Consider the following 25,102-nt stretch of genomic DNA (forward strand, 5'->3'; position numbering starts at 1 on the left):
TATGTCTGATGTTGTTATCATTGAAAATTTCGTTAAAAAATATACTGCCCTAAAGCAGGAAGTTGCTAAAATTATCATTGGCCAAGAAGATGTAGTGGATCAAGTGTTGATTTCTATTTTTTCTGGAGGTCACTCGCTTTTAGTTGGTGTTCCTGGTTTGGCAAAAACATTAATGGTAAATACCATTGCACAAGCGCTAGGTTTAGATTTTAAACGCATTCAGTTTACACCAGATTTAATGCCTAGTGATATTTTAGGTAGTGAAATTCTAGATGAAAACCGTCAGTTTAAATTTATAAAAGGACCTATATTCGCTAATATTATTTTAGCGGATGAAATCAATAGAACACCGCCTAAAACACAAGCAGCTTTATTAGAAGCTATGCAAGAGCGTTCTGTAACGGTTGCTGGTCATCGTTATAAATTAAATTTACCTTATTTTGTTTTGGCAACACAAAACCCAATTGAGCAAGAGGGAACTTATCCTTTACCAGAAGCACAATTAGACCGTTTTATGTTTTCTATTAATTTACAATACCCTTCGTTTCAAGAAGAGGTTGATGTGGTTAAAGCAACAACTACAGATATTAAATCATCGGTAAATGCGTTATATACTGCACAAGAAATAATCGATTTTCAGAACGTCATTCGTCGTATTCCTGTTGCGGATAACGTAATTGAATACGCGGTGACTTTGGTGGGTAAAACACGACCAAAAGAAGATACAGCTGCAGCTATTGTAAAAGAGTTTGTAGATTGGGGCGCAGGACCTAGAGCATCTCAGAATTTAATTTTAGCAGCTAAAACTCATGCGGCTACAAAAGGAAAATTCTCACCTGATATTGAAGATGTTCAAGCGGTTGCTACAGGAATTCTAAGACATAGAATTATTAAAAACTACAAAGCAGAAGCCGAAGGCATTACTGACGAAAAAATTATTCAGAGTTTATTTTAATAGACTAGAGACTAGAGACTAGAGACTAGAGACTAGAGACTAGAACCTAGAATTTTACCCGTGAATAGTTTCCTTATTTCCTAAGTCTTTCATAATTTCAGCTTCGTAGTCCAGTAGAGCTTCCCATTTATCATCAACTTCTTTACGGTCGCCATATTTACGAGCAAAGTTTAAAAACATCGTATAATGGCCTGCTTCGCTTATCATAAGTTTACGGTAGAACTTAGCGAGTTTTTTATCTTCTAATTCCTCAGACAACAGCCTGAAACGTTCGCAGCTTCGTGCTTCTATTAATGCTGCATATAGGAGACGGTGTACCAGTTGGGTTGTTCGGCTTCCGCCTTTAGGAAAGAACTTTATAAGTGCAATGACGTAATCGTCTTTACGGTCTCTACCAAGTGTCCAGCCATTTTCTAATATGCGATCGTGGACCATTTTAAAATGACTCATTTCTTCTTCTACCAAATCAATCATTTCCTGTACAAGTTCTGTGTATTCAGGAAAACCAACTATTAAAGAAATAGCGGTACTCGCTGCTTTTTGTTCACAGTAGGCGTGATCCGTTAAAATATCCTCTATGTTTTTTTCTACAATATTTACCCATCTTGGGTCTGTTGGTAATTTTAATCCTAACATATTAAGCGTGTTTTTTTTAGATGGCTGACATGATATACGCAGTCTAATTAGTCGTAAAACTAAGTCAACCAGCTTTGATTAGACTGCTATCAGATATTAAGTTTTATTTAGTCTTTAACAACATCGACAAGAACGACATTAGATTTTCCTTTTTCGTTTATAAGCAATCGGTGTGAAGCAGACCTGTTTGATTCTGGTATGGCATATATAATATCAATGCGTACCATATTTGTGTAAGTCGGGTCATCATTGACTTCAATAGATTTTAAAACGGCTAAATTGTCAAAATTATGTAAATCAGAACCTGCAGCTAATTTAGAGTTATAATTGAATGCCTTATTAACCTTTTGTTTATCAAAACTCTTGTTGTAAATCTCTTTGTTATCTTTAGTGACACTAATGTCAAACTTAAAGTTTCTATAATAGGTTTGATAATTGATGGTGTCTTTTATTTTGGAAAAATGAACCGCATTAGCACTATCTGAATAGGTCTTTATTTTTACATGAAATCCATTACTCATTAAAGTATCGATGCTGTGTGTGGCAAAAACTTCTGGGATATATACTTCTTTCTCAAAATGAACCGTTTTCTTAAAAGTTTCAATGCTTTCTGCTAGAGCTTGATGTTTTGTTTTCTTACCGTTACAGCTTGATAGTACGAGTAGACAGATGATAAAAAGGCCTAATACATGTTTCATAGTTGTTGTCTATTAATCAATTATTTTTTTCGTTCTTTAATTGTAAGAGCATGGCAATAATAATTAAAATGCTAACTGTGGTTGATATCCCAAATCCCAAATCGTATGCTTCTGCAAATATAAAATGAGCAACAGTTAAAACAATACAGGCACTAATAACTATAATAGGCAGCTTAGTTTTCATAAAAGAACAGGAGTTAATTCCTAAAGTTATTATTATTTTAATTAAAGCGGGAAAAGTTCAGTTATATATCTAAACCAAAAGTTTGACGTAACACTTCAATATTGGGGTTTTTATCTTTTAATTTTTCATATTTTTCTAAAGGCGTAAAGGCATATTTTTTGGCGACTTCCTCATTAACGGTTATGTCTAAAGTCAAGTCGTAATTAAGTAACTTCTTCTTTAAAAAAGCCATTAAAGGAAATTCGGCACGTTGTAACTCAATCTTATTAGTGTTATTAGAATAGGTTAGATGAATAGTTGTGCCTTTTAATTTTGGTTGATCCATTTGAAGGATAGAAGCCATAATTTTTTCGCCTTTTTTATTCATTTTGGCGGTATAGCTTTGCCAAGCCTTATCTAAAGCTTCTTGTGTTACGGGTTCTTTAGGTAAATCGTCTTCATCTATAACAACGTCCATTTGACGCAATTGATGTTCTTTCTTTTCTCTTATACTTTTTAAAGATAAACCCGAAGTAGCAGATTTTGGTTTATTAATTGATATTTTAGGAATCTTAATTTCAGGTTCTTCAACTGTAGCAACGGTAGCCTTAGGTTTCGTTTTTTCTACGGAATCTGGAGTGTTTTCAGCCGATTTGACTTCAACTTTAGGTTTGGTAACAGGTATAGGTGTTATGCCACGCGCTTTAAAATATGACGGCGGAATTATGAACTGCTTAAGATTTTTTTTTTCTCCATCAAAAGTGATAGAGGCAAGTTGCATAAGTGCTAATTCAACGAGTAAACGCTGATTTTTACTGGTTTTGTATTTCAGATCACAGTCATTGGCAATCCGAATTCCCTGCATGAGAAAACTATGCGAGGTTTTTTGGGATTGTTCCATATATTTCTGACTGGTTTCTTCGCCGACTTCTAGCAAAGGAATTGTTACGGGATTCTTACAAACCATTAAGTCTCTAAAATGCGAGGCTAGACCAGCAATATAATGATGACCATCAAAGCCCTTAGATAGAATAGAGTTGAATTGTATAAGTAAATCCGGAATCTTATTTTCTAAGATAAAATCGGTACTTGTAAAATAGGTTTCGTAATCGAGGACATTTAAGTTCTCAGTAACGGCTTGTCTTGTTAAGTTTTTACCCGAAAAACTAACCACACGGTCAAAAATTGAAAGTGCATCTCGCATGGCACCATCAGCTTTTTGAGCTATAATATGTAAGGCGTCATCTTCAGCATTAACAGCTTGTTCGGTGGCAATAAATTTTAAATATGCTTTAGCGTCTGTAACCGTAATTCGTTTAAAATCAAAAATCTGACAACGCGATAATATAGTCGGAATGATTTTATGCTTCTCTGTGGTTGCTAGAATGAAAATACAGTGTTTAGGTGGCTCTTCTAAAGTTTTTAAAAACGCATTAAAAGCCGCTTGCGATAACATATGAACCTCATCGATGATATAGACTTTATATTTTCCAACTTGTGGAGGAATCCTGACTTGATCGGTTAGGTTTCTAATATCATCTACCGAGTTGTTTGAAGCTGCATCTAATTCAAAAATATTAAAAGCAAAATCTTCGTCTTCACTAGTATTGCCATCACTATTAATCATTTTGGCCAAAATACGGGCACAGGTGGTTTTACCAACGCCTCGTGGTCCTGTAAATAGTAGGGCTTGAGCTAAGTGATTGTTTTCAATGGCATTAAGTAAAGTATTTGTAATAGCCTGCTGCCCCACAACATCCTTAAAGGTCTGTGGTCTGTATTTGCGAGCCGATACTACGAAGTGTTCCATTGAAAAATTTAATGAATTACAAATTTAAAAAAAGATGCTCAAATTAATATTTAAAATTGATATAGTTTATTTGAGTTATTAACAGTTTGTTTATTTTTGCACGCAAGTAAATCGCCTTATCGCTTTTGTGCTGAATTTGTTTCAGCAACTTATTTCTTTCTAACTTAATAGTTGATAGGAAAAGGTACTGAAACAAATTCAGCACTTGAGAGGAAAGTCCGAACACCATAGTGCAATCATAGTGGTTAACAGCCACCCATCGTAAGGTGAGGAAAAGTGCAACAGAAAGTATGTACAGGTCATGCTGTAGTGAAACCAGGTAAACTCTATGTGGTGCAATGCCATGTATACTAACGCTTGAGCGTACACGCGCGATTGTTAGAGGGTAGGCAGCTAAAGTTTGCTGGTAACAGTAAACGTAGATAAATGATAAGGTAATTTTGTTCTTGAGAGGAAGAGATTCTAAATCGAGTTCAGAATGAACAGAATTCGGCTTATAGATTTACTTAGATTAAAACAAGCTTCGTGTGTATACATGGAGCTTTGTTTTTTATTGATTTTACTCCGTGAATCTCAGTGTAAACTTTGCATAAGAATAATTTCGCACAAAGTCACAAAGTCACAAAGCTAAACGTGATTGTTAATATAAACAAGAGAAGTCTCGGGAATGCTTTGTCTCTTTGAATCTCAGTGTATCTCTGTGTTATAAAATCAAAAAAAGTGCAAAAATAATAGGTGTAATATTATTCAAAAAAACTAAACATATTGCCACCATAACTTTTAGAGTATGAATAATGCGCTAAATGGCTTAAATCGGTATGTTTAGAGTGTTCTACAATTAAAATACCTTCATCTTCTAAAAGTTCATTTTCAAACACTAATTCAGGAATTTTAGAAAAGGCTTCTAATTCAAAATCATAAGGTGGATCAGCAAAAATAATGCTGTGTTTCTGTTTCGATTTTTCAAGAAATTTAAACACATCACTTTTAATGGTACTGATGGTCATTTCAAATGCATCAGCTGTTTCATTAATAAATTTGATACAACCAAAGTGAGCATCAACAGCAGTAATTTTTTCAGTGCCTCTAGAAGCAAATTCATAACTTATATTTCCAGTGCCAGAAAATAAATCTAAAACAGAAATATCATCAAAATAGTACTGATTATTCAATATGTTAAATAAGGCTTCTTTAGCCATATCTGTTGTTGGTCTTACAGGTAATTTTTTAGGCGCTGTAATTCGTCTGCCTTTAAACAATCCAGATATGATACGCATTAAAAAGAATTTAAAATTAAAAAATGTTGGTGTATATAACGTCGGTCTGTTTCGGCAGTTATTACATAATCATAAGCTTTTTCTATAAAACTTACGTGTCTTACATAGGTGTATAGAATGGTAAAAAGAGGATCACCAATTACAATACTACCGCTTACTTCAACAGGTATAGTTTCAACATCTAACTTTAGTTGCTCATAGATAAATAAAATGTAATAGATAAAATCTTCTTTACTATGATATTCAAAAACATTAAAGAGTTGAAGTTCTTTATTTTGTATCACTAAAATTTCAATAGTAATTTTGTTGACGTTAACGTAAACGATCGGTGTTTCAGTGTTAGTGTCTTTATTTTGTAATAGTGAATCTATTAGGATACTAGAGGCGTGTTTAAAAACAAATTCACCAAAAGTTTCAAAAATATAATTGTTAATGTTTATGTAAGGCACATAGACGTTGATACTCTTATTAATGGAAATAGTATCTTCTGTAATGTAATCGTTTCCAAGAATTTTTGAGTTGAATTTTAGATAATCAACCTTGAGTGCTGGGTTGTATAATTCTTCAGGGATTAGTGTTGCTAATTCATTTTGATGAATAACTAATACCGCATTAAAATCTTCAGAAAAGACACTATTATTACTTAATTCTGATTTTAAACAATCGAGTGTTTCCATTGGGTTTAATTTATGCTCAAACACAGTAGTTTTGAGAAACTCAATGGTATTTGTTGTTTTATTTAGAATACAAAAAGAAAGCCCATTCAAATTAATTTGAATGGACAGTTCTTTAATATCGTTTATTTTCAAATTACTCTTTATTTGTATAACTTTTTGGCCAGTTACCTTTAGTAAATACTTTTTCCATAGAACCTACTGTTAATGCAGAACCGTTAACACCATCTACAGATATAACCTGATTTTCTTTTTCTATTAAATAAGGTTCTTGGTCGTCTAAAACTACAGACTTCTCAACGCTAGCTTCAAATACCGGAATATCATCTAATGTTCCTGCTTCAAGTTTAAATTTAGCACCTTCTTTGCCAACGCCAACATTCATCATGTTTTTGTAGCGATCGTTACCTTTAAATATAGAATCTTTAACGGAGTAATAACTTAATGTGTCAATCAAAGTGACAGTCATCATCGTTTCTACACCACCAAATAATTTTGTTCTTTCTTCATCTAAAACTAAAGTATCACGTCTTTGTGTAATTGGTACTTTTCCAGTTTCAACAAATTTTATCAAGTCATTAAAGTTTCCTGCGTAAGATCCGTTAACATCTTTATAAGCTAATTGAGAATCTCTAATGTCAATTAAACGGTCAATAACAACAGCAAAACGCTTTTGTTTTAATTGGTTAAATTGTATTTCTTTATAAACAGACATATAGGTAATGTACCCTAAGAAAATAATTAATGCCCAAAGCAACACGTTAATAATTGGTTTTATCTTTTTTGGCACAAACTTGTCTATTACCCATACAATTCCAATGGTTAATAGTATAATAACTACAATTGCTATAATTACTTTCATATATCTTTTATTAATTAGGTCTAACGCAAATCTACAATTTTTTTTTGTTGGTTAAAACTATCTAAATTAAAAAAATCAAAAAAAATAAAAATCACTAACTAAGATGAAATTTAACCTTGAAAAACAGAGAATATTGCTATCTTGCTAGTTATTAAATTTCCGTATGATTTCAAATGCTTCCGCATTTTATTCGCTATTAAAATCCAAGTTTCCATTTGCACCAACATCGAAGCAAGATATGGTGCTAATGCAATTGTCTCAATTTATTTTTGATAATAATAAGAATTCAATTTATCTATTAAAAGGTTATGCAGGAACAGGAAAAACAAGTATAATAGGTACTATAGTTTCAAATTTATGGCAAGCTAAAAAAAGTGCTGTTTTGTTAGCGCCAACAGGAAGGGCGGCTAAGGTTATTTCAAATTATGCTAAAAAAGAAGCGTTTACCATTCACAAAAAAATATATTTTCCTAAAAAAGATCGAGGAGGAGGTGTTAATTTTGTAATGCAGCCCAATAAACATCGTAACACCATTTTTATTGTAGATGAAGCATCAATGATTTCTGATACGCCTTCAGACTCTAAATCTTTTGAGAGCAATTCCTTACTCGATGATTTAATGTCATATGTATATTCTGGTCACGAATGTAAATTGTTATTAATAGGAGATAAAGCACAGTTACCACCTGTAAAATCAGATTTAAGTCCGGCTTTAGATGATAATAGGCTCAGTTTAAACTACAATAAAGATGTTATTGGTATAGAATTGGATGAAGTGGTAAGGCAAGAGCAAGATTCTGGGATTTTGAGCAATGCTACAGAATTAAGAGCTGTTTTAGAATCCACGATATATGAAAGCTTTAAATTTGATTTAAATGGCTTTACAGATAGTGTGCGCTTAATTGATGGTTACGAAATTATGGATGCTATTAACGATGCATACAGTGCAAACGGCTACGAAGAAACGGCTATTATTGTTCGGAGTAACAAACGTGCAAACGCCTATAACCAGCAAATTAGACAACGGATTTTGTTTAACGAATCAGAATTGTCGGCTGGTGATTATTTAATGGTCGTTAAGAATAATTATTTCTGGATCAAACCTACTACTGAAGCAGGCTTTATTGCTAATGGTGATATTATTGAAGTACTAGAAATTTTTAGTATAAAAGAACTCTACGGATTTAGATTTGCAGAAGTAAAACTAAGGCTAGTAGATTATCCTAATATGAAACCTTTTGAAACCGTTTTACTTCTAGACACTATTGATGTAGAAAGTGCGTCTTTAAGTTATGAAGAATCAAACAGATTGTACCAAGAAGTTTCTAAAGATTATGAAGAGGAGCCCTCTAAATATAAGCGGTTTTTAGGCGTAAAGAACAATAAATATTTTAATGCTTTACAGGTAAAGTTCTCGTATGCTATTACCTGTCATAAATCGCAAGGTGGTCAATGGAATACAATTTTTGTAGAGCAACCTTATTTACCAGAAGGTATGAATAGAGATTATATTCGTTGGTTGTACACGGCCATAACTAGAGCGAAAGATAAGCTTTATTTAATTGGTTTTAAGGATGATATGTTTGTAGAGAAAGAAAATTTTTAAATGATATCAGAAACTATTTTAAGTGTATTTTTGGGCGTCGGACTCTCCGCTTCTGTCGGGTTTAGAGTGTTTTTTCCGCTATTTGCTTTGAGTTTAGCTGCATACTTTGATATTTGGGAATTAAATGAATCTTGGCTATGGATTGGTAGCACATCCGCAGTTATAACTTTAGGTATTGCTACAATTGTAGAGATTGGAGCTTACTACATACCTGTTATAGATAACGCTTTAGATACAATTGCTATTCCATTGGCTACAGTAGCTGGTACAGCTGTCATGGTTTCTACGGTTGCCGATTTAAGTCCTGTAATTACATGGGCTTTAGCCATTATTGCTGGGGGTGGAACGGCTGCTGCTGTAAAAAGTTCGGCTAGTGCAACCCGTTTAGGGTCAACTGTATCTACAGCAGGTTTTGGAAACCCAATAATTTCTACTTTTGAGACAGGAACCGCTGTTGTAATGTCAATTATTTCTATTTTCTTACCAATTTTGGCGATTTTTTTAGTGCTATTTATCTTTTATATAATTTTTAAGTTATATAAAAAGTTACGGCGAAATTGATAGAAATTATCTTTTAAATCTTATTTTTGAATTTCAACTCATTTTACCATAGATGAAAATTATATCCATGATTCCTGCACGTTACAGTGCCTCACGTTTTCCAGGTAAGTTAATGCAAAATTTAGCAGGAAAATCCGTTATTCTTAGAACTTATGAAGCTACAGTAGCCACCAATTTATTTAGTGAGGTCTATGTAGTTACGGATAGTGAGATTATTTTTAATGAAATCGTAAATCATGGTGGTAAAGCTCTTATGAGTCAAAATGAACACGAATCGGGAAGTGATAGAATTGCCGAAGCAGTCGCTAACATTGATTGCGATATAGTGGTAAATGTGCAAGGTGATGAACCTTTTACCGAAGCTAAAAGTTTAGAACGCGTTCTCGAAGTTTTTAGAGGTGATGAAAAGAAAGAAATTGATTTAGCGTCTTTAATGGTTGAAATTAAAGATTGGGATGAAATTAAGAATCCTAATTCCGTAAAAGTAATCGTAGACCAAGATAATTTTGCCTTATATTTTTCGCGTAGTCCAATTCCTTACCCAAGGGATAAAGACGTTGGAGCACGTTATTTTAAACATAAAGGGGTTTATGCCTTCAGAAAACAAGCACTGTTAGATTTTACTGTTTTACCAATGCAGTTTTTAGAAGCTTCAGAGAAAATTGAATGTATTCGATATTTAGAATATGGTAAACGTATAAAAATGGTTGAAACAGAGATTCAAGGTGTCGAAATTGATACACCAGAAGATTTAGAAAAAGCAAAGCGTTTGTGGAAATAAACAACATTTGTTGGATAAATCGAGAGTTGTACCGTAAACAATACATATCAGAGTAAAAAACAAAAATTGATTAAAGCATATAAAGATATAAAGGTAATAGGTTTTGATGCAGACGATACTCTGTGGATAAATGAAACTTATTTTAGAGAAGCTGAAGAAGAAGTAGGACAACTATTATCGCATTACGAAACCCCTAATAAAATAGATCAGGAGCTTTTTAAAATTGAAATTAAAAATCTCTCAACTTATGGCTATGGGGTCAAGGGATTTATTTTATCAATGATTGAGTTGGCAGTAGATTTGTCTAACGGAACTGTATCTAACACTGTTATTGCGCAGATTTTAGATATCGGTAAGGAAATGATAAATAAGCCAATTGAATTATTAGATGGTGTGGAGGAGGTTCTTAAAGTGCTCTCTAAAGATTACAAATTAATCGTTGCAACCAAAGGCGATTTGTTAGATCAAGAACGAAAATTAGAAAAATCGGGCTTATTAAAATATTTCCATCACATAGAAGTATTAAGTGAAAAACACCATACTAATTATGAGAAATTATTAAAACGCCTAGATATAGAACCTGAAGCTTTTTTAATGATTGGTAACTCGTTAAAGTCTGATATTTTACCACTGGTAAGTATTGGTTCTCAGGCTATTCATGTGCCATTTCATACGACTTGGCAACACGAGCAAGTTACTAAAAAAGAAACTCACGGAGTAGAATATAAAACTGTAAAAAGTTTAATTGAAATTTTAGATTTTTTCACTGAAGTCAATACCAAATAGTAAAACTAAGTTGTTACTTTTGTTAAACATATTAAATTAAATGACATATAAAAATTATCCAATGGTGTCTCGAGTTGTTTTCGGACGCGGAAGTTTCAATCAGCTTGACGAAATTCTAGCACCCAAACGAAACGGACGTAATGCGCCATTTATATTTTATGTAGATGATGTCTTTAAAGGCAATCATTGGTTAACATCAAGAATTAGATTATCCTACAAGGATAAAATTGTTTATATCCCTACTTTAGAAGAGCCTAGCACCGACCAAATTGATCAGTTAGTAGAAGATATCATATTAGAATATAGCGAACTTCCATCTGGTATAATAGGTATTGGTGGTGGTATTGTTTTAGATACTGCCAAGGCGGTGTCTTTAATGCTAACCAACAAAGGTGAATCTAAAGATTACCAAGGATGGGATTTAATTAAGCATCCTGCGATTTATCATGTAGGAATTCCTACTATTTCTGGTACAGGCGCTGAAGTTTCCCGAACTACAATATTAACAGGTCCTGTTCGAAAGCTAGGTATAAATAGTGATTACACACCTTTTGATCAAGTTATTTTAGATCCAGAATTGACTAAAGATGTGCCAAAAAATCAATGGTTTTATACCGGAATGGACTGTTTTGTTCATTGTGTTGAATCTCTTACAGGTACTTATTTAAACGCTTTTAGCCAGAGTTATGGTGAAAAAGCCTATAAACTCTGTGAAGAAATCTTTTTAGAAAATTCTTTGACAAAAGAAGAAGCACAAGATAAATTAATGATGGCATCTTGGCATGGCGGTATGAGTATTGCGTATTCACAAGTAGGTGTTGCTCATGCTATGAGCTATGGCCTTGGTTATCTATTAGGAATAAAACACGGTATTGGTAACTGTATTGTTTTTGATCATTTAGAAGAGTATTACCCTGAAGGTGTCGCTATCTTTAAGCAAATGAAAGCAAAACATAATATTGAACTACCACAAGGCATTTGTGCCAATTTAGAGCCAGAACAGTTTGATAAAATGATTGATGTCGCACTAAGCTTAGAGCCACTTTGGGAAAACGCCATTGGTAAAAACTGGAAAACCATCATAACAAGAGAAAAATTACTTCAACTTTATAAAAAAATGTAATCTCTGTTTTTAGATTGTAGATTCCCTTGTGTAATGTTGTTTAAAACAAGCATAACACTTTTTAAAAAGTTAATAATGATTACTAAAAATAGTGTTTTATGCGCTGGTTAGCTAAATTCATATACTTTAAACTGATGGGGTGGAAGATTGTTGGTAACAGTAATTTTTCAAAAGATACCATTAAAAAATCAGTAATCATTGCTGCGCCCCATACGAGTTGGCACGATTTCTATATTGGTATCCTTCTACGAAAAATTGCTGACGTTAAAACTAATTTTGTCGGAAAAAAGGAATTGTTTGCTTGGCCTTTTGGCTATTACTTTAAAGCTGTTGGAGGGCGTTCATTAGATAGAACATCCGGACAAAATAAAGTGGAAGCTATTGCAAAGCTATTTAAAGAAGCCGACGAGTTCCGACTAACCTTAGCTCCCGAAGGTACAAGGAAAAAAGTAGACAATTGGAAAACAGGATTTTACTACATTGCTAAAGCAGCTAATGTGCCTATAATAATGTTTACGCTCGACTTTAAAAATAAACAAAACAAAATATCAGAACCATTTTATCCTACCGATAATATTGAAGCTGATTTTAAAGTTATAAAGGCCTTTTTCGAAGGCGTAGAGGGTAAAGTAAAAGCCTATAGTTAATCACCGATATTCTTTTTGTAAATGCTTGGTATAGAATTTGTTTGTAACAAAACACTAAAGTTTACGACACATAAGTAAAGCAAGTTTAATTAAAAAGAAAAAATATGATTCATAAAGGCATATTTGCGGCAGGCGTATTATTAGGAGCTGCTGTAGGCGTTCTCTTAGCGCCAGAAAAAGGAAGTGTTACCAGAGATAAGCTTAAAAAAGAAGGTAGAGATATTAAAGACCAAATCACTAAAGATTTTATAGAAGTCAAAGATGATTTATCTAAAGCAGCAACTTCAGGAAAAGATAAATTTAAAGAAGATTTAGAAGATTTTGCTTCTAAATCGAGCTACAAAACGGAACAAGCCATTTCATTTTTAGAAAAACAATTGGCCATTTTAAAAGATAAGAATAAGACGTTTCAAAAGACGAGTTAATAGCTTATTAATGAACCGTCATTTTTAGCTATTGCAATCTTAATACTATTAATGACGGTTCTGTTTAAACCAAATTATTGATATATTCTACATTAACAACATGTTTTCCACTAAAAGGGAGTATGCTTAGGCGGTTGCCAAAAAGCATTTTAGCACGTTCAGATTCTAACAGTACTCGTTTTTCATCTAAATACTCATCTTCAGTACCATAAATCAATTTTACTTGGGTGTTTTTAGATAAATAATTAAAATTTTGAGCGGTTAATTCTTTAGGAATGCCTCCAGAATGAATTACCAATTGATTGCATTGTAATTGTCTTTTGGCTAAATACCGCAAGGCTACACTCACGCCTTGAGAATATCCTAAAACAATGAAATTAACGTTTTCTGAAATTTTTTCAGCCTCAAAAACGGCATCAAAATATGCCATAATGTTTTCTGTTCCAGCAACAGTATCAACTTTTGTAAGCCAGTTGGCGCCAACATGCATTTTGGGTTGAATGTAAAATTTACTCGGCGCTTGTGGCGCAATGATGTAGTTTTCTTCAGGGTTTAAATTTCTAAAATATCTTAAAAAATACCGGCTTAGGTAACCCATGCCATGGCAAACCCACCAAACGTTTTTTGTACGAGCCGTGAGGTGGTTTAAAGTAGAGTAGGAGTTGCTGGTGGTATAAGTGATTTCTTTCTCTTGTGAATTCATTATTCTAGGTAGTTTCAGTATTTTTGTATTCAACTATAAAATTACGCTTTTTCTATGTCAACAACCAAAGAAGATTATTTAGCGCAGGCCAACGCGGCAAGCAAAAACACCTTAATGGAAACCTTAGAGATTGAAATGGTAGATTTTGGTGATGATTTTTTAGTGGCAAGAATGCCAGTGACTTCAAAGGTTCATCAACCCGATGGTGTTTTACATGGTGGCGCAACGGCGGCTTTAGCAGAAAGTGTTGGGAGTTTTGCATCGCATATTTTTAATGATACTGAAAATAGGTTTGTGCGTGGCTTAGAAATTACTGCCAATCACCTTAAAAGTATAAGTGAAGGCTATATTTATGCCAAAGCAACTTTTCTACATAAGGGCAGAACAACCCAACTTTTAGATATTAGAGTAACAGATGAGGCAGATAATGTTATTTCAATTTGCAGATTATCTACAATTTCACTTCCCAAAAAGAAATAATAAATGAATGTGACTTCATTTTTTGAAGCTTTAGCGCAACATCACAAAAATAATTTACCTTTTGTTGTTTATCGTAAACCTAATTCTTCAACAATTAGTTGTTGGTTACAAAAGGATGTGCAATTACATAAAACCAACACATTTACTGAGAGTGGTTTTGTATTTGCACCTTTCAATTTAGAGGAAGAAAGTATTCTTTTTCCTAAGTCAGATTGTATGTTTTCTGAAATTAATGACGCTATTTTAGATGTTGAAAATTTTGAAATTTCTGAAATTATTCATGATGAAAAGCAAAAAAGACAACATCTAAGCCTAGTTTCCAAAGGGGTTGAAAGTATAAAAAGTAACGCTTTTAAAAAAGTGGTTTTATCACGGTGCGAAACAAAAACACTTCAAGCAAATAATCCTTTAACCATTTTTAAGAGACTCCATAACAAGTACATAAATGCGATGGTCTATTGTTGGTTTCATCCTAAGGTTGGACTTTGGATTGGTGCTACACCAGAGTTGTTATTTAAAGTTGAAGGAAAACAACTCACAACGATGTCATTAGCAGGAACCAAACCTTATAATGCTGATGAACCCGTAAAATGGACACCAAAAGAGCTTGAAGAACAGCAAATTGTAACTGATTTTATAGCTAAGCAAATTAAGCCTTATACAAATACTGTGAATATTTCGGATGTAGTAACGGTTAAAGCAGGAAGCTTATTACATCTAAAAACTAAAATTACGAGTGTTATTAAAGATGAAATGGACTTAAAAGCTATTATTAAAGCTTTGCATCCTACACCAGCAGTTTGTGGTTTTCCAAAAGCTGAAGCAAAAGATTTTATTCTCAAAAATGAACATTATAACCGCGAATATTATTCGGGATTCTTAGGAGAATTAAACCTAAAGCAAGCCAAAACAAGAAACACTAATAGACGTAATGTTGAAAATAATGCCTATGCCGTTATTAAAACACAATCAAATTTCTATGTAAATCTGCGTTGTATGCAACTCAACAAAAACACTGCAAATATTTATGTTGGAGGTGGTATAACCAAAGCTTCTAACCCATTAGATGAATGGGACGAAACAGTGAATAAAACGGCTACAATTAATACCGTGCTGAGTTAGATTTGTTTTAATAATTCTGTTACAGCAGCTTCAATTTGTTCGTCTTGCCCATTTGTAATGGTATTAAAATCATTTTTAATTTTAATATCGGGTTCTAGTTGTTTGTTTTCTAAAACATCGCCAGCCATATCTGTAACTTGCATGTTTGGAATTCCAAAAACAATTCCATTTTGAATGCGTTCCCACCAAACAAAACTACAGGTACCTGGAACAGGCATACCTACCAGTTTTCCAATTTTTAAATCCTTATAACCTGCAGGAGTACAATGGGCATCAGAGTAATTAGACTCACCAACGAGCATAATACTTGGCTTTGTCCAACGGCGTTGCGATTCTATACCAACAATTTTTCCGTTGTTCCTAAACTCCATGTATTTTTTTCCACTTAAAAATGTGGTTAAGTCATCTACTAAATCGCCACCGCCATTAAATCGTGTATCTACGACTAAGGCTTTTTTGTCTATTTCTTCTCCCATGACTTCTTCTAGAAACTCACGGTAGCTTCCGTCACTCATACTTCTAACGTGCATATAGCCTAGTTTTCCATCAGATAATTGATGTACTAACTTTCTGTTGGTAGCAATCCAGCGTTGGTAGCGTAATTCGTTTTCGGCCCCTAAAGAAATTGGTTTTACACGGGCTTTCCATCTCGTTTCTGTGTCAGGATTAAAATAAGATATAATAGTAGATTTACCTGCTTTACGATTTAAAACACGATAAAAATTGATGTGTTCTGTTAGTTCTACACCGTCAATAGCTTCTATAATTACACCTGAAGTCACTTTCTTTTCGCCTTGAATTAAAGGGCTGCCTTCCATGACTTCTAAAATTTTCAAGCCTTTTCCTTTATATTCACTGTCGTAAAATACACCTAAGGCAGCAGTTTGGTCGCCTTTTTCATTTTTTTTACTGAATCTAGCACCCGTATGTGAAGCATTCAATTCCCCCAAAAGTTCCCCTAAAATATCTTTAAAATCATAATCATTATTAACGTAGGGAACAAACTTTTTATAGTTACTTGTTAATGAATCCCAAGGCGCACCATGTAAATTGGGGTCTTGAAATTTCTTTTTTACTTGTCTCGACACATGGTTCATTAGATATGCGCGTTCAGCAGACAAATTAAATGTCATTTCAGAATTGATACTCACACTTTTCTTCTTGCCTGAACTGAGTTCTACTTTTGCTATTTTACCACCACTGAGGATAAAAAGATGCTTGGCTTTTTCATCAAAAGCTAAACGTCCTCCATTACCAAACTTACCTAAAGACTTAATTTCTTTAGTTCTTAAGTCGAGTTTCCATAAGTCGGCTTTACTATCAGTTCTACCAATATAATATAATTGCTTGGTGTCTTTTGAAATCAGAGCATCTGATAAACGGGTAGAGAATAAGGTTAGTTTTTGTTTTCGCTTGTGAAGATTGTCAAAGTCAATCGTGAGTGTTTTTATGGCTTTTTCCTGTTCATCCTCTTTTTTACTTTTTTTCTTTTTTGAATCGTCACTTTTAGTGTCTTCGTCTTTGGAATCTTCGTGTAAAAGTTCAAATTCATCTTTGTTAAGTTTGAATTTGTCAAAAGCTTTTTGCGTTAAAAACACGCCGTAAATATCACTCTCTGTAGGGCCAGTTTTGGCCACACTATGCATACCACTGCGGTCTGATGCCCAATATAAAATACTGCCGTCTGTAGACCATTTTGGTGAAGAGTCACTAAACCCACTTTTAGAAACATTAATTAACTTTTGATCGCCATTTGCATTCATAATTCCTATTTCTCCAACCCAATAACGATTAGGGTAGAAGGTAATGGCAAACCATTTTCCGTCAGGACTCCACTCAAAATCTTGATCGCCATCAGCATAAGAGAAATGTTGTTCACCATTATGAATCGTGGTGATTTTTTTCGATTTTAAATTAATAGTTTTAAGTTTGGTGCGGTCTTCTAAGAAAGCGATAGCATCATTAGTTGGAGAGAATTTTGGCTGAAATGTTTCAGCTTCGTTTTCTAGTAAAGTGTCCTCTTTTAGTTCTAAGGCATTTGTAAAATAATTTTCGTCTTTATTAGCAAGGGTTTGCGTGTAGAGGTTCCAGCTATTACGACGTTCGCTAGCATAGGCAATGGTGCGTCCATCAGAACTTATTGTAAGATGCCGTTCTTGTTCGGGGGTTTTAGTTAATCGTCTGGTTAAGCTGCCCTCTACTGAAGTTGCAAAAACATCGCCTCTGTAGATAAAAATTAACTCCTTACCATTTGGAGAAACCACCATTTCTTCAACTTCATCTTTAACAAAAAGCAATTCGTTTTGTAGTAAGGATAAGTCTCCAGAAATATCAACAGAAATAAGTTGTGGTGTCTCATTTGGTTTTTGAGTATAAATCTCACCATTAAAACTATAACAAAGTAAATCGTTATTTGAAATGGATAAATGACGTACAGGATGCATTTCAAATTTTGAAATTTGAGTTGTTTTTTCCGGATTAGATAATGACGACTGATGTACATTCATCGTTCCATTTTTTTCAGATAAATAATAAACGGAATCTTCAGAGCCAAAAACAGGATTTCTGTCTTCGCCATTAAAAGCGGATAGTTTTTGATAATCTCCTGAAGCTTTTTTTATCCAGATATCTCTTGTAACAGAAGACGTGTGGTGTTTTCTCCACTGATCTTCGTAACCTTTTATTTCTTCAAATAGAATATCACCTTGAGCATTATTTTGAGCTTCATAAGCCGGGATACTTAATAATTGTGAAGGTGTTTGTGCATCTAGTGTAACGGAATATAATTCTCCTAGTTGGTGAAAAAGTAAAGATTTTTGATGGTCTAATCGGATGGCGTTAAACCATACAGCATCGTCAGTTTGTGAAAAATCGGTAGCCCAATCATCGGAAGAATGATAGGTTAAACGTTTTAGGTTTCCGCCATTTAAATTGATTACAAAAACATCAAAATTACCATGTCTATTAGATGAAAATGCAATTTTAGACCCATCGTGAGACCAAACAGGTTTCGTGTCGTACGCACTATGTGTTGTTATTCGGTTTGCTTTCCCTCCGTTAGCAGAAACGACATAAATATCGGCATTGTAAGTAAAAGCAATGTGCTGACCATTAGGTGAAATGGCCGTGTTTCTAAACCATAAATCAGCATTTTTTTGAGCGCTAATTGTTTCACTATAAAACAGTGTAAAAATAGAAATAAGGATAGTGTAATATTTCATTTGGAATGGGTATTTATACGCTCTGAAAGTTAGGGAAAATTATGATATGATGCATGTTTTTTATGGCTTAAGGTTTAGTATAATTAAGTTGGTCTAATAAAAGCTATAAACATAGATTTTATGCCTTAATCACACTTAAAAGTCTATGGATACCTATGATGTTTTGAAATATTATTTTTAATTAATTTAAGCTGTTTTTTTTGATGGATTCTTATTTTTTTTAGCCCTTTAAATTAGGTAATTTTGTGTTTATATGAAGTATTCAAAAATACCCTTATCGCAAACCGTTGTTACCTTATGCAAAACGCATAATTTAAAACATATTGTTATTTCTCCAGGGAGTAGAAATGCACCTTTAACTATTGGTTTTACACATGATGATTTCTTTAAGTGCTACAGTATTGTAGATGAACGTTGTGCTGCATTTTTTGCTTTAGGAATGGCTCAACAGCTTCAAGAACCAGTAGCGGTTGTGTGTACTTCTGGGAGTGCATTATTAAATTATTATCCTGCAGTTGCCGAAGCTTATTACAGTCATATTCCACTAGTTGTTTTGTCTGCAGATCGGCCTAAACACCTTATTGATATTGGTGATGGCCAAACAATTAATCAGAAAAATGTTTATGGTGAGCATGTGTTATATAGTGCTAATTTAAAGTTGGATTTAAAAGAAAGCGAAAATGCACTTATCGCCAATGAGATGCCTATCATTAAAAGTCTAGAAAACAGACTCGAACGTTTTTTAGGGCTTCAAAAAGATATTCAGACTTACAATGAATCCGAAATTCACGACGCACTTACAACGGCGAAGTTAAATTCTGGCCCTGTTCATATTAATAGTCCATTTGATGAGCCATTATATGATAAGGTTGATGAATTAGTGATTAACCCGAAACCTTATAAAATTCAGAATAGAGTTGATAAAGTTGACGCTTTTGAAATAAAAAGCCTTTTAGAAATTTGGCATAATGCGAAACGAAAAATGATTTTGGTTGGTGTTTTACAGCCTAATTCTATAGAGGAGCAATGGTTGCAAGAAATTGCAGATGATGATAGTATTATTGTGTTTACAGAGACGACTTCAAACCTACATCATCCTGATTTTTTTCCAGGAATTGATAAAATGATTGCGCCTTTAGATGACGCTGATTTTAAAGCCTTGAAGCCCGATTTGTTAATCACTTTTGGAGGCTTAATTGTTTCAAAAAAGATAAAAGCATTTTTAAGAACTTATCAACCCGATTTTCATTGTCATGTTAGCCTGACTAAAGCCAATGATACATTTTTTTGTTTAGAGAAGCATATTCAGTTGAGTCCGAATACATTTCTAAATGCATTTTTACCTCAAGTAACTCATCATACCAAAAGCACTTACAAAAGTACGTGGCTTGCTGTACGTCAAAAACGCAGAAAGAAGCAAGAAGATTATATGCAAACGATACCATTTTCAGACTTTACGGTTTTTAATCAAGTTTTAAAAAGTGTGCCAAAACAGAGTTTGTTACAGGTGGGAAATAGTTCTGCTATTCGCTATACGCAACTCTTTAAAATCCCTAAAAGTATTGCTGTTTTTTGCAATAGAGGTACAAGTGGCATCGATGGAAGCACAAGCACAGCTATTGGTGCAGCAGTAGCGTTAAACCAGCGAACAACGTTTCTAACAGGTGATTTAAGTTTCTTTTATGATAGTAATGCCCTTTGGAATAATTATATCCCTAAAACCTTTAGAATAATTGTGGTTAATAATGAAGGTGGCGGTATTTTTAGAATTTTACCTGGTGAAAAAGATACCGAAAATTTTGATACTTTTTTTGAAACTAAACATCATTTAAGTGCCAAAAATTTGTGTGATATGTATGGTTTTGAATATAAAGTTGCTAAAAATAATACAGAATTAGAACAGCAATTAGATACATTTTATAACATGTCTAATCAGCCGAAGTTATTAGAGGTTTTTACGCCGTCTCGTAGCAATGATAAAATGTTGTTAGATTATTTTAAATTCATTAAATAACGGATTAATTTTACCTAAAGAAGTGACCTTTTGATTTTTAGTGTGTCTAAAAAATAACTACCTTTAAGGAAACTAATTTATTTAACTTAAAACAGATTTAAAATGAGCAAAAGAGATGATTTAATTGTAAAATATGCAGCAGATTTAAAAGATAAATGTGGTGTGACTCCAGACATGGATTTATTAACTAAAGTAACTGTAGGTTTAGGACCATCAATTTATAATGCAGATTCATCTACAGTTTCAGGTTCTGACGAAAAAGAATTAGCAACTGTAAAAAACAACTTTTTAATCAAAAAATTAGGGTTAGAAGAAGGTGCTGAATTAGATAAAGCTATTGATGCAGTCATTGAAAAATATGGGCGTTCTAATAGAACAAAGTATAGAGCGGTAGTTTATTACTTATTGACATTACATTTTAAGAAAGAATCTGTATATGCATAGATTAACTTAAATGTTGACTATAAAAGCGTTGTGATTTAATAATTGTAACGCTTTTTTTTGTACTATTTTTTTACTGATTATTCACTTTTTAAAATGTTCATATCAATTTTTTTTAAGTTTAAAATCTCATAAAAATATATTTACCTTTGCACTATGATACACTTAGGCGAATACAACACATTAGAGATTTTAAGAGATACCGAACCTGGCTTATTTTTAGGAGATGGTGCAGAAGGGGAAGTACTTTTACCTAATCGCTATGTTCCTAAGATATTTGAGATTGGTGACAAAATTGAAGTTTTTGTTTATTTGGATAATGAAGAAAGACCTGTGGCAACTACCGATCATCCTTATATTAAAAAAGGTGATTTTGCATTGTTACGTTGTAATCAAGTTACTGATTATGGTGCCTTTTTAGATTGGGGTTTGGTAAAGGAGTTGTTTTGTCCTTTTAGAGAGCAGGCTTTCAAAATGAAAACAGGAGGCTGGTATTTGGTACATTGTTATTTAGACGATGAAACGGAACGTCTAGTGGCATCGAGTAAAACCAATCGTTTTTTAGATAATAAAGAATTAACCGTTGCTCAGTTTGACGAGGTTGATCTTATTGTGTCTCATCCTTCAGAATTAGGAATGAATGTTATTGTAAATAAAACCCATTTAGGTTTAGTGTTTAACGATGACATTTTTAAAGATATGAGTGTTGGTGATCGTCTAAAGGGCATCGTTAAAAAAGTACGCCCAGATAATAAATTAGATATATCACTAAATCAAATAGGCTATAGAAATATTGAACCTAATGCTGAACATATCTTAAATGAATTGCATGATAATGGTGGCTTTATACCGCTTCACGATAAATCTAGTCCTGAAGCTATAAAGACACAGCTTCAAATGAGTAAAAAGAGCTTTAAGAAGGCAATTGGTTCCTTATACAAAGAGCGTCAAATAGAAATAAAAGAAGACGGTATACATCTATTGTAAAACTAAGTTGTTTTCTTTTTTTAGAGTTTCTTCAACCCAATACTTAGCGCTTTCAAAGTCCCTAAATATTTTTCTATTAAAATTGAAGAAGTGATTTTCAATTTTAATAATATCTTCGGTAAGACCGTGATGAGTTATTATAGCGTAAGCTTTTAGGTTTTTATAAGCTTTATTGCAAGCAAATACATCTTTTAATTTAATAGAGTAAGCGTTTGTTCTATTAGCTATAAACCCAAATGGTTTATCTCTATAGCTTATTAAAATTATTTCTGCAACGTCATTAAAGCTTTCAAAATTTAAATCTACGCCTTCGTTAAACTCAGTTAGAACAAAATTTTCGTAGAGAAAAATTTTTCCAACTTTTAAAGTGTAAGTTTTTAAAGGTTTGTTAGTTGTTGGTAAGTTGTAATTCATTGTCAATTAATAATTTGACGTGCAAATATATTTTACTTAGTTAATAAAATCAAGTAAAAAAAAGAGTTTAGAGTATTATTATTAATTTCTTACTTTTGCGCATTAAACAATGATAAATATGAGCCATATAGATTGGAAAGTTGTAAAGTCTTATGAAGATATAACCTATCAAAAATGTGATGGTGTTGCTAGAATTGCATTTAATAGACCAGATATACGTAATGCATTTCGTCCAAAAACGACTTCAGAACTTTATGATGCTTTTTATGATGCAAATGAAGATGTTAACATTGGTGTTGTATTATTAAGTGCAGAAGGGCCTTCTACTAAGGATGGCATTTGGAGTTTTTGTTCGGGAGGCGATCAAAAAGCTAGAGGTCACCAAGGTTATGTAGGAGAAGATGGTTATCATCGTTTAAATATTTTAGAAGTACAGCGTCTTATTAGGTTTATGCCAAAAGCTGTTATTGCCGTAGTGCCAGGTTGGGCCGTTGGTGGAGGTCATAGTTTACATGTGGTTTGCGATTTAACTTTAGCGAGTAAAGAACATGCTATTTTTAAACAAACCGATGCTGATGTTACCAGTTTTGACGGCGGTTATGGTTCTGCTTATTTGGCTAAAATGGTTGGACAGAAAAAAGCACGTGAGATATTTTTTCTTGGAAGAAATTATTCGGCACAAGAAGCTTATGACATGGGAATGGTAAATGCTGTTATTCCACATGAAGAATTAGAAACTACAGCTTATGAGTGGGCACAAGAAATATTAGCTAAATCACCAACGTCTATTAAAATGCTAAAGTTTGCAATGAATCTTACCGATGATGGTATGGTTGGTCAGCAAGTATTTGCCGGTGAAGCCACAAGGTTAGCTTATATGACTGATGAAGCTAAAGAAGGGAGAGATGCTTTTTTAGAAAAAAGAAAGCCTAATTTTGCTAAAAAATGGATTCCTTAATCTAAATTGACTCAAATGAATAAAATTAAACCATGGCTTTCTGCTATGCGCTTAAGAACATTACCGCTTTCTGTTTCGGGAATAATTTTAGGAAGCTGTTTCGCTTATTATAACGGTCATTTTGATTTTTTGATCTTCGCTTTAGCAATTTTAACAACTATAAGTTTACAAGTGTTGTCTAATTTAGCAAATGATTATGGTGATGGCGTAAAAGGTACCGATAATGATGAACGTGTTGGGCCACAACGAGCCTTACAGAGTGGTGCAATTACACCACAAGAAATGTTTGAGGCTATTAGATTTAATATTCTTGTTGTTATTATGCTAACTTTGGGGCTCCTCTGGGTTGCTTTTGGTTCTGGTAATTTTTTATACGTTTTATTATTTATTGCACTTGGTGGTTTTTCTGTTTATGCAGCCATTAACTATACTATGGGAAGTTCGCCTTATGGTTACCGAGCGCTTGGCGATGTTTTTGTATTTGTCTTTTTTGGCCTTGTTAGCACAATAGGGAGTTATTTTCTATACATGCACACATTAAATCATGTGGTAGTGCTTCCAGCTATAGCATTAGGGTTATTTAGTGTTGGGGTTTTGAATTTAAATAACATGCGAGATATTCAATCTGATACCAACGCTGGTAAAATTACTTTAGCGGTTAAATTAGGCTTGAATCGGGCTAAGACCTATCATTTTGCTCTAATCTTAGGAGCGATGATAATTACAGTAATATTTTCCTTACTGTATTATGTTGAACCTTATAATTTTCTTTATCTCATTGCCTTTGTGCCATTAATTATTCATGTAAAAAAGATAAAAAAAGCTAAAATAGCTAATGACTTTGATAGTCAATTAAAGGTTTTAGCGCTCTCTACGTTTTTATTTTCAATTTTACTAGGTATTGGTTATATCTTGTATTAATAGATTTGTAATAAGTCGATTTCTTTAAGAATTACATAGATTATTATTGACTGTTTAAAAAATTCATCGTAAATAACATTAAATATTCTATATGTTTTTAGATGGTTTTAAAGTGAATATTTTAGTATCTTTTAGCCAATTATAAAAACAATAACAAATGAAAATTACATTTTACGGTCATGCTGCATTTGGTATTCAAATAAAGGATATTCATATCTTAGTTGATCCTTTTATTACTGCAAATGAAAAAGCATCTCACATTGATATAGAAACACTAAAAGCAGATTATATTTTGGTGACTCATGCCCATCAAGATCATATTTTAGATGTTGAAGCGATTGCTAAACGTACAGGAGCAATAATCGTTTCAAATTTTGAAATCGTAACCCACTATCAAAACAAAGATTTAGAAGGACACCCAATGAACCATGGCGGCTCTTGGGATTTTGAATTTGGTACACTTAAATATGTTAACGCTATTCATACCTCTTCTTTTCCAGATGGTAGTTATGGTGGGCAACCAGGAGGTTTTATTATTGAAGGCGAACATAAAACCATATATATAGCTGGTGATACCGCATTAACGATGGATATGAAGCTAATCCCGATGCAAACCAAGCTAGATTTAGCCATATTACCTGTTGGTGATAATTTTACAATGGGGGTTTCAGATGCCATTATCGCAAGTGATTTTATAGAATGCGATAAGATATTAGGCTGTCATTATGATACTTTTGGGTATATTGAAATTAATCATGAAGAAGCTAAACGAAAGTTTTATGATAAAAATAAAGACTTAATGTTACTCGAGATAGGAGAACTTATGGAGTTGTAACA

At 33.2% G+C, this 25,102-nt stretch carries 26 protein-coding genes and 1 other RNA gene; 17 read left to right on the top strand and 10 right to left on the bottom strand.

The genetic code is table 11. The annotated features are described in order from the left end of the window. Position 1: 1 nt before the first annotated feature. Positions 2–955, top strand: a complete 954-nt coding sequence (locus HM982_RS12285) for an AAA family ATPase (RefSeq protein ID WP_179353543.1) — start codon at positions 2–4, stop codon at positions 953–955. 54 nt (positions 956–1,009) lie between these two features. Here the strand turns inward: HM982_RS12285 and miaE are convergent, their stop codons facing one another. From miaE to dnaX, 4 genes are all read right to left on the bottom strand, one after another. Further along, entirely contained in the window at positions 1,010–1,591 is a 582-nt protein-coding gene (gene miaE, locus HM982_RS12290; RefSeq protein WP_179353544.1) for a tRNA-(ms[2]io[6]A)-hydroxylase, read from the bottom strand. Positions 1,592–1,698: 107 nt separating this feature from the next. After that, the gene (locus tag HM982_RS12295; RefSeq protein WP_179353545.1) at positions 1,699–2,289 is read right to left on the bottom strand and encodes a hypothetical protein; all 591 of its coding nucleotides are present in this window, start codon (positions 2,287–2,289) and stop codon (positions 1,699–1,701) included. 16 nt (positions 2,290–2,305) lie between these two features. Further along, entirely contained in the window at positions 2,306–2,473 is a 168-nt protein-coding gene (locus tag HM982_RS12300; protein WP_179353546.1) for a hypothetical protein, read from the bottom strand. A gap of 61 nt (positions 2,474–2,534) precedes the next feature. Then, positions 2,535–4,262 carry a DNA polymerase III subunit gamma/tau gene (gene dnaX, locus HM982_RS12305; protein WP_179353547.1) on the bottom strand — a complete coding sequence of 576 codons (1,728 nt, stop codon included), beginning with the start codon at positions 4,260–4,262 and terminating at the stop codon, positions 2,535–2,537. Positions 4,263–4,437: 175 nt separating this feature from the next. Between dnaX and rnpB the strand changes: the two genes are divergently transcribed. Then, positions 4,438–4,775: RNase P RNA component class A (rnpB, locus tag HM982_RS12310), an RNA gene on the top strand. A gap of 230 nt (positions 4,776–5,005) precedes the next feature. On the opposite strand, the gene HM982_RS12315 is transcribed toward rnpB, so the two are convergent. From HM982_RS12315 to HM982_RS12325, 3 genes are read right to left on the bottom strand one after another with little or no spacing between them, the layout of a single operon-like run. Then, the gene (locus tag HM982_RS12315) at positions 5,006–5,539 is read right to left on the bottom strand and encodes an RsmD family RNA methyltransferase (protein ID WP_179353548.1); all 534 of its coding nucleotides are present in this window, start codon (positions 5,537–5,539) and stop codon (positions 5,006–5,008) included. Then, complete coding sequence (locus HM982_RS12320) at positions 5,539–6,348, bottom strand: DUF3822 family protein (protein ID WP_179353549.1); 810 nt, start codon at positions 6,346–6,348, stop codon at positions 5,539–5,541. The genes HM982_RS12315 and HM982_RS12320 overlap by 1 nt, the downstream gene beginning before the upstream one ends. Before the next feature lies 1 nt (position 6,349). Beyond that, entirely contained in the window at positions 6,350–7,075 is a 726-nt protein-coding gene (locus HM982_RS12325) for a hypothetical protein (RefSeq protein ID WP_179353550.1), read from the bottom strand. Between the two features lie 163 nt (positions 7,076–7,238). On the opposite strand from HM982_RS12325, the gene HM982_RS12330 reads away from it, so the two are divergent. The 7 genes from HM982_RS12330 (at position 7,239) to HM982_RS12360 (ending at position 13,004) form a co-directional block, all read left to right on the top strand. Next, positions 7,239–8,681, top strand: coding sequence for an ATP-dependent DNA helicase (locus tag HM982_RS12330; RefSeq protein WP_179353551.1), 1,443 nt, complete (start codon positions 7,239–7,241; stop codon positions 8,679–8,681). Continuing rightward, positions 8,682–9,242, top strand: a complete 561-nt coding sequence (locus HM982_RS12335) for a DUF4126 domain-containing protein (RefSeq protein ID WP_179353552.1) — start codon at positions 8,682–8,684, stop codon at positions 9,240–9,242. Positions 9,243–9,294: 52 nt separating this feature from the next. Continuing rightward, positions 9,295–10,023 carry a 3-deoxy-manno-octulosonate cytidylyltransferase gene (gene kdsB, locus HM982_RS12340; RefSeq protein WP_246296780.1) on the top strand — a complete coding sequence of 243 codons (729 nt, stop codon included), beginning with the start codon at positions 9,295–9,297 and terminating at the stop codon, positions 10,021–10,023. Positions 10,024–10,089: 66 nt separating this feature from the next. Beyond that, the gene (locus HM982_RS12345; protein WP_179353553.1) at positions 10,090–10,809 is read left to right on the top strand and encodes an HAD family hydrolase; all 720 of its coding nucleotides are present in this window, start codon (positions 10,090–10,092) and stop codon (positions 10,807–10,809) included. 40 nt (positions 10,810–10,849) lie between these two features. Further along, on the top strand, positions 10,850–11,932 hold the full coding sequence (locus HM982_RS12350; RefSeq protein WP_246296782.1) for an iron-containing alcohol dehydrogenase family protein: 1,083 nt from the start codon (positions 10,850–10,852) through the stop codon (positions 11,930–11,932). Positions 11,933–12,030: 98 nt separating this feature from the next. Then, the gene (locus tag HM982_RS12355) at positions 12,031–12,579 is read left to right on the top strand and encodes a 1-acyl-sn-glycerol-3-phosphate acyltransferase (RefSeq protein ID WP_179353554.1); all 549 of its coding nucleotides are present in this window, start codon (positions 12,031–12,033) and stop codon (positions 12,577–12,579) included. Positions 12,580–12,683: 104 nt separating this feature from the next. After that, positions 12,684–13,004, top strand: coding sequence for a YtxH domain-containing protein (locus HM982_RS12360; protein WP_179353555.1), 321 nt, complete (start codon positions 12,684–12,686; stop codon positions 13,002–13,004). A gap of 64 nt (positions 13,005–13,068) precedes the next feature. Here HM982_RS12360 and HM982_RS12365 read toward each other — a convergent pair whose 3' ends face one another. After that, complete coding sequence (locus HM982_RS12365) at positions 13,069–13,707, bottom strand: alpha/beta hydrolase (protein ID WP_179353556.1); 639 nt, start codon at positions 13,705–13,707, stop codon at positions 13,069–13,071. Between the two features lie 54 nt (positions 13,708–13,761). Here HM982_RS12365 and HM982_RS12370 point away from each other — a divergent pair, with 54 nt between their 5' ends. After that, positions 13,762–14,187 (top strand): PaaI family thioesterase, encoded by a 426-nt coding sequence (locus HM982_RS12370; RefSeq protein ID WP_179353557.1) that lies wholly within the window; start codon positions 13,762–13,764, stop codon positions 14,185–14,187. Between the two features lie 3 nt (positions 14,188–14,190). Further along, positions 14,191–15,309, top strand: a complete 1,119-nt coding sequence (locus HM982_RS12375) for a chorismate-binding protein (protein ID WP_179353558.1) — start codon at positions 14,191–14,193, stop codon at positions 15,307–15,309. Here the strand turns inward: HM982_RS12375 and HM982_RS12380 are convergent. Continuing rightward, the gene (locus tag HM982_RS12380; RefSeq protein WP_179353559.1) at positions 15,306–18,530 is read right to left on the bottom strand and encodes a S41 family peptidase; all 3,225 of its coding nucleotides are present in this window, start codon (positions 18,528–18,530) and stop codon (positions 15,306–15,308) included. The genes HM982_RS12375 and HM982_RS12380 overlap by 4 nt on opposite strands. 253 nt (positions 18,531–18,783) lie before the next feature. Here HM982_RS12380 and menD point away from each other — a divergent pair, with 253 nt between their 5' ends. From menD to HM982_RS12395, 3 genes are all read left to right on the top strand, one after another. Further along, positions 18,784–20,544, top strand: a complete 1,761-nt coding sequence (gene menD / locus HM982_RS12385; RefSeq protein ID WP_179353560.1) for a 2-succinyl-5-enolpyruvyl-6-hydroxy-3-cyclohexene-1-carboxylic-acid synthase — start codon at positions 18,784–18,786, stop codon at positions 20,542–20,544. Positions 20,545–20,646: 102 nt separating this feature from the next. After that, on the top strand, positions 20,647–20,988 hold the full coding sequence (locus tag HM982_RS12390; protein ID WP_179353561.1) for a DUF2853 family protein: 342 nt from the start codon (positions 20,647–20,649) through the stop codon (positions 20,986–20,988). A 153-nt stretch (positions 20,989–21,141) separates the two neighbouring features. After that, positions 21,142–21,972: a CvfB family protein gene (locus HM982_RS12395; protein ID WP_179353562.1), complete on the top strand. Its 831-nt coding sequence runs from the start codon at positions 21,142–21,144 to the stop codon at positions 21,970–21,972. Here HM982_RS12395 and HM982_RS12400 read toward each other — a convergent pair. Next, the gene (locus HM982_RS12400; RefSeq protein ID WP_179353563.1) at positions 21,964–22,386 is read right to left on the bottom strand and encodes a hypothetical protein; all 423 of its coding nucleotides are present in this window, start codon (positions 22,384–22,386) and stop codon (positions 21,964–21,966) included. The genes HM982_RS12395 and HM982_RS12400 overlap by 9 nt on opposite strands. A gap of 118 nt (positions 22,387–22,504) precedes the next feature. Here HM982_RS12400 and HM982_RS12405 point away from each other — a divergent pair, with 118 nt between their 5' ends. The 3 genes from HM982_RS12405 to HM982_RS12415 all read left to right on the top strand — a co-directional run bounded on the left by HM982_RS12405 (position 22,505) and on the right by HM982_RS12415 (position 25,100). Further along, on the top strand, positions 22,505–23,344 hold the full coding sequence (locus tag HM982_RS12405; RefSeq protein WP_179353564.1) for a 1,4-dihydroxy-2-naphthoyl-CoA synthase: 840 nt from the start codon (positions 22,505–22,507) through the stop codon (positions 23,342–23,344). 15 nt (positions 23,345–23,359) lie between these two features. Next, positions 23,360–24,265 (top strand): 1,4-dihydroxy-2-naphthoate octaprenyltransferase, encoded by a 906-nt coding sequence (gene menA / locus HM982_RS12410; RefSeq protein ID WP_179353565.1) that lies wholly within the window; start codon positions 23,360–23,362, stop codon positions 24,263–24,265. A 157-nt stretch (positions 24,266–24,422) separates the two neighbouring features. Further along, positions 24,423–25,100 carry a metal-dependent hydrolase gene (locus HM982_RS12415; RefSeq protein ID WP_179353566.1) on the top strand — a complete coding sequence of 226 codons (678 nt, stop codon included), beginning with the start codon at positions 24,423–24,425 and terminating at the stop codon, positions 25,098–25,100. Positions 25,101–25,102: the final 2 nt, after the last annotated feature.

This window comes from Winogradskyella vidalii, assembly GCF_013403955.1.
Classification (GTDB): Bacteria; Bacteroidota; Bacteroidia; order Flavobacteriales; family Flavobacteriaceae; genus Winogradskyella; species Winogradskyella vidalii.